The sequence below is a fragment of the Streptomyces sp. Isolate_45 genome (assembly GCF_024721315.2).
GTDB lineage: Bacteria > Actinomycetota > Actinomycetes > Streptomycetales > Streptomycetaceae > Streptomyces.
In genome coordinates this window covers 1-8,812 of the sequence record NZ_JANFAK020000245.1, presented here as the reverse complement: position 1 = coordinate 8,812, position 8,812 = coordinate 1, and the positions used below count along the sequence as shown (strand labels likewise).

The window sequence follows — 8,812 nt, the reverse complement described above, 5'->3', positions numbered from 1 at the left end:
GCCGGCTGGTGGTCGGGCCGGCGAGCGGGGGGCGTCGCGGGCGGGAGGGTCAGGAGCGTGCCCACCGTCAGGTGCTGCGGCCGCTCGCCCAGCGTCGCCCGGTTCGCCTCGTGGAGGGCGCGCCAGCCGCCGGGCACCCGGTGCTTGCCCGCGATCCCGGCGAGCGTGTCCCCCGGCCGCACCACGTGCGTCCGGCCCGCCAGCCCGTACCGCTTCGCGCACACCGGCCAGGCCTCCCACCCCTGGGTGGCGAGCAGTTCCTCGGCGACCCGGATCTGCTGGGTGCGGGTGGCCAGGTCCGCGCGGGGCGCGTAGGCGAGACCGCCGTGGTCCTCCCAGGTGGGCTGCCAGAACTGCAGCCCGCCGTAGAAGCCGTTGCCCGTGTTCACCGCCCAACGCCCGCCGCTCTCGCAGTCGGCGACGCAGTCCCAGGGCCACTCGCCGCCCGGTCCGCAGTCCCCCGGCCCGTGCCCGATCACGCCGGGCGAGCCGGGGTGCGCGGCGCCCGCGGGTCCGGGTGCCGGGGGCGGCGGTGCGAGGGAGCCTGGAGCGGCGGCGGCCGCCGCGCCCGACGGGAGGACGAGCACCAGCGCGGCGGCGGCCCGGGTCGCGGCCCACCGCATCCGAAGACGGAGGTCGGGCATCGGCTCACGCTACGCAGCGGTCCCCCGTCGCCCGCCCCGCCACGCGGCGCGGCCGTCGGCCCCACCCGTACGGCGGACCGCCCGCCACCGCCGAAACGGCCGACGGAGGCCATCAACTGGGCACACCCGGACAAGAGTTGGCACGAACACGAAGCCCGCCTCGGCCGGTTCACTCTTCCGGGTGTCAGGTTCGATTCCGTTCCCTCAAACGGCGTGACCCCGGCCGCCGCTCCCGCGTTGAGCCCGGCGAGCCGGGAGCCTCCCGGCCTCCGCACGAATGAGGAGCCACCCCGTGCCGCGCATGCTCGACGTCAGTCTTGAGGTACGTGCCGAGATCGGTGACGAAGAAGCCGACAGGCTGCTCACCGGCGACGACGCCCCGCGCAGTTACGACTGCACCTCCTGCCGTACCCCCGGCGACCCCGAGAGCGACCCCACCAGCACGGTGCTGTTCGTCGGTGAGGAGACCGCCGTCCTCGCGTTCGCCCACGCCAACTGCATTCCCTCGCAGGTCGTCTCCGTCTCCGAGGAGCAGCTCCAGGGTGCGGTCCGCAGCATCACCGGGGACAGCCCGGCCCCCGCCCCGGCGCCCGCCGGCGAGGTCCCGCAGGCCGTGCCCGGCGGCCAAGCCGTACTCGGCATCACCAGCGGCCTGGTCCTGATCAACGGTGACCTGCACCCGGCGCTGGTCGTCGAGCCGACCGCCCCGATCGCCCGCCCCGGCACCACCGGCCCCGGCGACGACTTCCTGCCGCTCCTCATCGAGCAGGGCTTCATCCCGGTCACCGACACCGGTGAGGTCCCCTCGGCGCTGGGCGGCTGGTCCGTCCTGCTCGCGGGCGGGCAGCTGCACGCCGTCCTCCAGCCCGGCGTCGACGGCGGGCCGCAGGTGGCCTGGTGGCAGGCGCACCAGGCGCTGAGCGTCACCGACGGCTGGCGGGCCGCCGTGAACAAGACCCAGCGCGTGCTGATCTACGCGGCCCCGGTCGGCTCCATCGGCCAGCAGCCCCGCGAGGACCTGCTCCGCGACGCCCTGGACAAGGCCGCGAGCAACGGCAAGCTGGTCGCCGCCTCCATGCCCCTGGCCGGTACGCCGGGCGCCTGATCGGCCCTTCCCACCTTCCCCGCCGGAACGGCCGCCCCGCCCCTCACGAAGGGGCCGGGCGGCATGCGCCGGGGGTGCGCGGTCCGTCCCGCGCACCCCCGGCGATCTGCGTTTTCCGCCCCGTCACCCCGCATCCGCACGGCCTCGGGTTCGTTGGCTGATACGTGCATTCATACGACCCATCCCGCGCCCCGTCCTTTCCGAGCAGCGTCCCCCCGATGCGCCCTTCACGGGACCGGGAGACCGCTCCGGCCGCCTCGCACACCCCGATCTACGACACGCTCTACTCGGAGTACCTGCGCGCCTTCAGGGCGCTGCCGGGCGACCGGACGGGCGAGGAGCACCTCGGCTTCACGGCGTTCTCCCACGGTGGCTCGTACAGCTCGTACAGCACCGCCGGATGGAACGGTTCCGCATGGCAGAGCGACCCCTGGCAGCCCGTCCACGCCCCGGTGCCGGTCCCGGCCACGCCCGCCCCGCAGGCCTCGTACGCCCACGCCGGGACCACCGGGTCCGGATACGGCGGCGGGCGGCAGCACCAGACCGGGATGCAGCACATCCCGGCGGCCCTACCGCCCGCTCCGCGCCGGGGCTACTGACCCCGCGGTCGCCTACTTCTTCTTCTTGTACTGCGCTCCGCGCTTCTCGCGCACCCGCACCGAGATGTGGATCGGAGTGCCGTCGAAGCCGAACTCCTCGCGCAGGCGGCGCTCGATGAAGCGGCGGTAGCCGTGCTCCAGGAAGCCGGAGGCGAAGAGGACGAACCGCGGCGGCTTGCTGCCGGCCTGGGTGCCGAACAGGATGCGGGGCTGCTTGCCGCCGCGGATCGGGTGCGGGTGTGCCGCCACGACCTCGCCGAGGAAGGCGTTCAGCCGACCGGTGGGAACACGGGTCTCCCAGCCGGCGAGCGCGGTCTCGATCGCCGGGACCAGCTTCTCCATGTGGCGGCCGGTGAGCGCCGAGACGTTCACCCGGGGCGCCCAGGCGACCTGCTGCATCTCGGTCTCGATCTCGCGTTCGAGGTAGTAGCGGCGCTCCTCGTCGAGGTCGTCCCACTTGTTGTAGGCGATCACGATCGCGCGCCCGGCCTCGACGGCCATGGTGATGATGCGCTGGTCCTGGACGCTGATGTTCTCGGTCGTGTCGATCAGGATGACCGCGACCTCCGCCTTCTCGACGGCGGCGGCCGTGCGCAGGGAGGCGTAGTAGTCGGCGCCCTGCTGGAGGTGCACCTTCTTGCGGATGCCGGCGGTGTCGACGAACTTCCAGGTGACGCCGCCGAGCTCGATCAGCTCGTCGACCGGGTCGCGGGTGGTGCCGGCCAGCTCGTTGACGACGACCCGGTCCTCCTTGGCGACCTTGTTCAGGAGGGAGGACTTGCCGACGTTCGGGCGGCCGATCAGGGCGATGCGGCGGGGGCCGCCGACGGCGGTGCCGAAGGTCTGCGCGGGGGCTTCCGGCAGGGCTTCCAGTACGGCGTCGAGCATGTCGCCCGTACCGCGGCCGTGCAGGGAGGACACCGGGTGCGGCTGGCCGAGGCCCAGCGACCACAGGGAGGCCGCGTCGGCCTCGCCGCTCTGGCCGTCGACCTTGTTGGCGCAGAGCACGACCGGCTTGCCGGCGCGGCGCAGCAGCCGCACGACGGCCTCGTCGGTGTCGGTGGCGCCGACCTTGGCGTCGACGACGAAGACGACCGCGTCGGCGGCCTCGATGGCGTACTCGGCCTGGGCGGCGACGGAGGCGTCGAGGCCGAGGACGTCCTGCTCCCAGCCGCCGGTGTCGACGACCTTGAAGCGGCGGCCGGCCCACTCGGCCTCGTAGGTCACCCGGTCGCGCGTGACGCCCGGCTTGTCCTCGACGACCGCCTCGCGGCGGCCGATGATGCGGTTCACCAGGGTCGACTTGCCGACGTTCGGGCGGCCGACGACGGCGAGCACGGGGAGCGGGCCGTGGCCCGCCTCCTGGATCGCGCCCTCGACGTCCTCGACGTCGAAGCCTTCCTCCGCGGCGAGCTCCATGAACTCCGCGTACTCGGCGTCGCCAAGTGCTCCGTGGTCGTGCTGGTCGTTCATGAAGTCCGTTCCTCGTCGTTCGTGGTGATCGGTGGTGCCCGCGCAGCGCGGTTCCACTACTAGGTCAAGTCTCGCTCAGCGCCCGGTGAGGCGCTTGGCGTCGGCCAGGTGGGCGGTCAGCCGGTCCTGGATGCGTACGGTGGCCGAGTCCAGCGCGGTCCGCGTGCGGCGGCCCGTGCCGTCCCCGGCGTCGAAGGCGGAGCCGAAGACGACGTCGACCCGGCTCCGGAGCGGCGGCAGTCCCTTGACGACCCGGCCCTTTGCCTCGGTGCTGCCCAGGACGGCGACGGGCACTATCGGTGCGCCGCTGCGGACCGCGAAGTACGCGAGTCCGGCGCGCAGGGACGCGAAGTCGCCTTCGCCGCGGCTGCCCTCGGGGAAGATCCCGAGGGCGCCGCCGCCGTCGAGCACGCCGAGCGCGCGGGTGATGGCGGTCCGGTCCGTGCCGCTCCGGTCGACCTTCACCTGCCCGATGCCGTCGAGGAAGGGGCCGAGGGGCCCCACGTACGCTTCCTTCTTGATCAGGAAGTGCAGGGGGCGCGGGGCGGTGCCCATGACCATGGGCCCGTCGATGTTGTGGGCGTGGTTCACCGCGAGGATGACGGGGCCGGAGACGGGCACCTTCCAGGCCCCCAGCACGCGGGGCTTCCACAGCCCGTACATGAGCCCGATGCCGATGCGCCTGCCGACCGCCGCACCCTTGGGGGAGGGCGTTGCGCTCACTTGGCGCGCCGCTCTTCGACCAGGGTCACGACGCATTCGATGACCTGGTCGAGGGTGAGTTCGGTGGTGTCCACCTCTACGGCGTCGTCGGCCTTGGCCAGCGGGGACGTCTTGCGGCCGGAGTCGGCCGCGTCCCGCTTGATCAGGGCTTCCCTGGTGGCCGCGAGGTCCGCGGCCTCCTTGCCGCGCAGTTCGCCGCTGCGGCGGGCGGCGCGCGCCTCGGCCGAGGCCGTCAGGAAGACCTTGAGGTCGGCGGCGGGCAGGACGGTGGTGCCGATGTCCCGGCCCTCGACGACGATCCCGTCGCCCGCCTCGGCCGCCTCCGCCGCGATGGAGCGCTGGAGGTCGGTGATCAGGGTGCGCACCTCGGGGACGGCGCTGACGGCGCTGACCTTGGAGGTGACCTCCCGGGTGCGGATGGGGGCGGCGGCGTCCAGGCCGTCCACGGTGATCGTGGGGGCGGTCGGATCCGTACCGGACACGAGGGTGGGCTTGCCGGCGGCGACGGCGATGGCCTGCGGGTCGTCGGTGTCGACGCCGTTGGTGATCATCCACCAGGTGATGGCCCGGTACTGGGCGCCGGTGTCCAGGTAGCGGAGTCCGAGCTTGGCGGCCACGGCCTTGGAGGTGCTGGACTTGCCCGTGCCGGAGGGACCGTCGATGGCGACGATCACGGCGGACGGAGCTGCGGTTTCCACGGTGCGGGCACCTTCCTGGTTGCGCGTACGTGTCCGGGCGCGCCAAAAGCGCCCCTCCCCAGGTTACCGGGCCGCGGCGCCCGCTGATTCCGCTCGTGCCGGTACCGTCCCGCGGCCGGTGCCGGCGGGGCTACTGCTGGCGCAGGGCCCAGCCCCGCTCGCGCAGCTCCGCCTCCAGGCCGGGGACGGCGCGCGGCTCCACCATCAGCTGGACCAGGCCCGCCTGCTGGCCTGTGGCGTGCTCGATGCGCACGTCCTCGATGTTGACCCCGGCCCGGCCCGCGTCCGCGAAGATCCTGGCCAGCTCGCCGGGGCGGTCGCTGATGAAGACGCCGACGGTCTCGTAGGCGGTGGGGGCCGCGCCGTGCTTGCCGGGGACGCGGACGCGGCCGGCGTTACCGCGCCGCAGGACGTCCTCGATGCCGGCGGCGCCGCCCCGGCGCTTGGCCTCGTCCGCCGACTGGAGTCCGCGCAGGGCCTCCACGGTCTCCTCCAGGTCGGCGGCGATCCCGGACAGGACGTCGGCGACGGGGCCGGGGTTCGCGGAGAGGATCTCCACCCACATCCGCGGATCGGACGCCGCGATCCGCGTCACGTCCCGGATGCCCTGTCCGCACAGCCGGACCGCGGTCTCGTCCGCCTCCTCCAGCCGGGCCGCGACCATGCTCGACACGAGCTGCGGGGTGTGCGAGACGAGGGCCACGGCCCGGTCGTGGGCGTCCGCGTCCATCACGACGGGGACGGCCCGGCACAGCGCGACCAGCTCCAGCGCCAGGTTCAGCACCTCGTGGTCGGTGTCGCGGGTGGGGGTCAGCACCCAGGGGCGGCCCTCGAAGAGGTCGGCTGTCGCGGCCAGCGGCCCGGAGCGCTCCTTGCCCGCCATCGGGTGGGTGCCGATGTACGCGGTGGCGTCGACGCCCAGTGCGGCGAGCTCCCGGCGCGGTCCCCCCTTGACGCTGGCGACGTCCACGTACGCCCGGGCGAGGCCGCGGCCGATCGCGTCGGCGAGGGCGGTCGCCACGTGGGCCGGGGGGACGGCCACGATCGCCAGGTCGACGCGGTTCTCGGGGGCCTCGTCGGTGCCGGCGCCGAGGGCGGCGGCCGTCCGGGCCTGGGAGGGGTCGTGGTCGACGAGGTGGACGGTGATGCCGCGGGCGGTCAGCGCGAGCGCCGCGGAGGTGCCGATCAGTCCGGTTCCGATGACGACGGCGGTTCTCACGGGTGCTCCAGGGTGATCGCGGACGGCATTCCCTCAGGGTAGCCGGCCGGTACGGCGCGAGGGCCCGGCGGCCACCCTGTGGGACGGTCGCCGGGCCCTCGTGCCGTACCGCCTACAGCTTCTGCTGCTTGATGATGTCCTCCAGCGAGCCCGACGGGAGGGAGCCCTGCGGGGTCAGCTTGTCGACCGCCGTCGGCAGCGCCCGGGCGATCTGGTCGGCGGCCTGCTCCGGGCTGACGCCCGTCTGCTGCGCGACCGTCTGGAGGGCCTCGTCCGGCAGGGCCTGGGCGATCTCCGCCCCGCTGACGGCCTTGTTCTCGCCGGTGCCGACCCAGGACTGCGCCTGGTCGACCAGACCGGACTTGGTCAGCATGTCCAGCAGCCCGCCCAGCGGGTTGTTGCCGCCGCCCGCGGCCTGGGCTCCCTGGCCGCCGCCCCCGCCGCCGAGGGCTCCGAGCAGCGCGCCGAGGATGTTGCCGGCGCCTCCGCCCTGACCGCCCTGACCGCCACCGCCGAGCAGACTGCCGAGAAGGGAGCCGAGGTCGTTACCCGCCATGGTCATGCCTTTCGAAGAGGGACCGGGCCGCACACCCAGCGGAGGGCCCGGCGTCGAGACACGGACAATGTCACCCGAATCGCCCCGGGTCGCCACTCGTCGTACACGCGTGCCCCCGCCCCGGACGCTTCCCGAGCGGCGTCCCGGTCCGTGCGGTAGAACGACCGGCATGATCTTCCACATCGTCCCGCTCGCCGACTGGAACGCCGCGCCGGAGCTCCCGTACGCCCCCGCCTCGCTCGCCTCCGAGGGTTTCGTCCACTGCTCGGCGGACCGTCCGACCCTGCTCGCCATCGCGGAGGCCCACTACCGGGAGACGCCCGGCACCCTGCTCGCCGTGGAACTGGACGAGGCGGCGCTGACGTCGGAGGTCCGCCGGTCGGGTGAATCGGGCGGCCGTTACCCACACGTCCACGGCCCGTTGAACCGGAACGCGGTGGCCCGCGTGTGGGAAGTCGTACGAGCCCCCGGCCGCCCGGCGGAACTGACGCCGTGGCAGCCGGTGGGATGAACCGGTGTGGCGGGCTTCACCTGGGGCCCGCCACGCGCCAGGATGCTCCACGCCATCCCGGCAACCCAGCGAGGAGATCACATGAGCGACCCCACGCAGACCGCCCGGCGCACCGTACTCGCGGCCGGAGCCGCCGCCCTGGCGGGCGGCACGATCGCCGCCTGCGGCGGCGGCGGCGGCACGGACGAGCCCGCGAGCGAGCCGGGCGGCGCGTCCACCGGTGAGCCGCAAGCGTCCTCCGCGGCCCCGGCGGCGAAGGCACTGATCAAGTCCTCGGAGGTGCCGGTCGGCGGCGGCAAGGTCCTCAAGGAGGAGAAGGTGGTGGTCACCCAGCCGACCGCCGGGTCCTTCCGCTGCTTCTCGGCCGTGTGCACGCACCAGGGATGCCTCGTCGACAAGGTCCGGGACGGGCAGATCGACTGCCCCTGCCACGGCAGCACGTTCAGCGTCACGGACGGCGCGGCCACCAAGGGTCCGGCCACCCGCCCGCTCCCCGAGAAGAAGATCACGGTGGCGGCCGACGGCGGTATCTCGCTCGCCTAGCGGGCCCCGGCCCGCCTAACCTCCCGGGATGGATGACCTCACCCTGGTACGGGACCACACGATCTACAGCTGCGTCATGGGCTCCCGTGCCTTCGGTCTGGCGACGGAGGCGAGCGACACCGACGTGCGCGGTGTCTACCTCGCCCCCACGCCGCTGTTCTGGCGGTTCGAGAAGCCGCCCACGCACGTCGAGGGGCCCCGGGACGAGGAGTTCTCCTGGGAGCTGGAACGCTTCTGCGAGCTCGCGCTGCGGTCCAATCCGAACGTCCTGGAGTGCCTGCACTCCCCCCTCGTCCAGCGGGTCACCCCGGTGGGGGAGGAACTCCTCGCCCTGCGCGGGGCCTTCCTCTCCCGCCGGGCCCACACCAGCTTCACCCAGTACGCGAAGTCCCAGCACGGCAAGCTCCTCGCCGACGTCCGCGTCCACGGCGCCCCGCGCTGGAAGCACGCCATGCACCTGCTGCGGCTCCTCGGCTCCTGCCGCGACCTGCTCCGCACGGGCCGCCTCACGATCGACGCGGGCCCCGAACGGGAACGCCTCCTCGCGGTCAGGCGGGGCGAGGTCGGCTGGGCCGAGGTCGACGCCTGGATGACCCGCCTCTCGGCGGAGTCCGACGCCGCCCTCGCCGGCGGCCCGCTCCCCGCCGAGCCGGACCGCGCCCGGGTCGAGGACTTCCTGCTGCGGACCCGCCGCGCCTCGGCCGCGTAGGGCGGGCGGGGCGTACGGACCCGGCGCGGCGG

General features: G+C 74.0%; 11 protein-coding genes. 5 read left to right on the top strand and 6 right to left on the bottom strand.

The genetic code is table 11. The annotated features are described in order from the left end of the window. The coding region (locus NOD94_RS38585; RefSeq protein WP_281210920.1) for a transglycosylase family protein at nucleotides 1-644 on the bottom strand (644 nt) is incomplete at its 3' end. Between the two features lie 292 nt (nucleotides 645-936). On the opposite strand from NOD94_RS38585, the gene NOD94_RS38580 reads away from it, so the two are divergent. Next, nucleotides 937-1,749 (top strand): hypothetical protein, encoded by an 813-nt coding sequence (locus NOD94_RS38580; RefSeq protein ID WP_281210919.1) that lies wholly within the window; start codon nucleotides 937-939, stop codon nucleotides 1,747-1,749. A gap of 218 nt (nucleotides 1,750-1,967) precedes the next feature. Next, on the top strand, nucleotides 1,968-2,348 hold the full coding sequence (locus tag NOD94_RS38575) for a hypothetical protein (RefSeq protein WP_281210918.1): 381 nt from the start codon (nucleotides 1,968-1,970) through the stop codon (nucleotides 2,346-2,348). Nucleotides 2,349-2,360: 12 nt separating this feature from the next. Here NOD94_RS38575 and der read toward each other — a convergent pair whose 3' ends face one another. The 5 genes from der to NOD94_RS38550 all read right to left on the bottom strand — a co-directional run bounded on the left by der (nucleotide 2,361) and on the right by NOD94_RS38550 (nucleotide 7,017). Then, nucleotides 2,361-3,821, bottom strand: coding sequence for a ribosome biogenesis GTPase Der (gene der, locus NOD94_RS38570; RefSeq protein WP_281210917.1), 1,461 nt, complete (start codon nucleotides 3,819-3,821; stop codon nucleotides 2,361-2,363). Between the two features lie 75 nt (nucleotides 3,822-3,896). Further along, nucleotides 3,897-4,580 carry a lysophospholipid acyltransferase family protein gene (locus NOD94_RS38565; protein ID WP_281210916.1) on the bottom strand — a complete coding sequence of 228 codons (684 nt, stop codon included), beginning with the start codon at nucleotides 4,578-4,580 and terminating at the stop codon, nucleotides 3,897-3,899. Continuing rightward, nucleotides 4,541-5,242 (bottom strand): (d)CMP kinase, encoded by a 702-nt coding sequence (gene cmk / locus NOD94_RS38560; protein WP_281210915.1) that lies wholly within the window; start codon nucleotides 5,240-5,242, stop codon nucleotides 4,541-4,543. Before cmk ends, NOD94_RS38565 begins: the two co-directional genes overlap by 40 nt. 130 nt (nucleotides 5,243-5,372) lie before the next feature. Further along, nucleotides 5,373-6,461 carry a prephenate dehydrogenase gene (locus tag NOD94_RS38555; protein ID WP_281210914.1) on the bottom strand — a complete coding sequence of 363 codons (1,089 nt, stop codon included), beginning with the start codon at nucleotides 6,459-6,461 and terminating at the stop codon, nucleotides 5,373-5,375. A gap of 112 nt (nucleotides 6,462-6,573) precedes the next feature. Further along, nucleotides 6,574-7,017, bottom strand: a complete 444-nt coding sequence (locus NOD94_RS38550) for a YidB family protein (protein ID WP_281210913.1) — start codon at nucleotides 7,015-7,017, stop codon at nucleotides 6,574-6,576. A gap of 169 nt (nucleotides 7,018-7,186) precedes the next feature. Between NOD94_RS38550 and NOD94_RS38545 the strand changes: the two genes are divergently transcribed. From NOD94_RS38545 to NOD94_RS38535, 3 genes are all read left to right on the top strand, one after another. Further along, nucleotides 7,187-7,528, top strand: a complete 342-nt coding sequence (locus tag NOD94_RS38545; protein WP_281210912.1) for a DUF952 domain-containing protein — start codon at nucleotides 7,187-7,189, stop codon at nucleotides 7,526-7,528. Between the two features lie 81 nt (nucleotides 7,529-7,609). Then, complete coding sequence (locus tag NOD94_RS38540) at nucleotides 7,610-8,071, top strand: Rieske (2Fe-2S) protein (RefSeq protein WP_281210911.1); 462 nt, start codon at nucleotides 7,610-7,612, stop codon at nucleotides 8,069-8,071. A 28-nt stretch (nucleotides 8,072-8,099) separates the two neighbouring features. Then, entirely contained in the window at nucleotides 8,100-8,780 is a 681-nt protein-coding gene (locus NOD94_RS38535; RefSeq protein WP_281210910.1) for a nucleotidyltransferase domain-containing protein, read from the top strand. The last annotated feature ends 32 nt before the right edge of the window (nucleotides 8,781-8,812 follow it).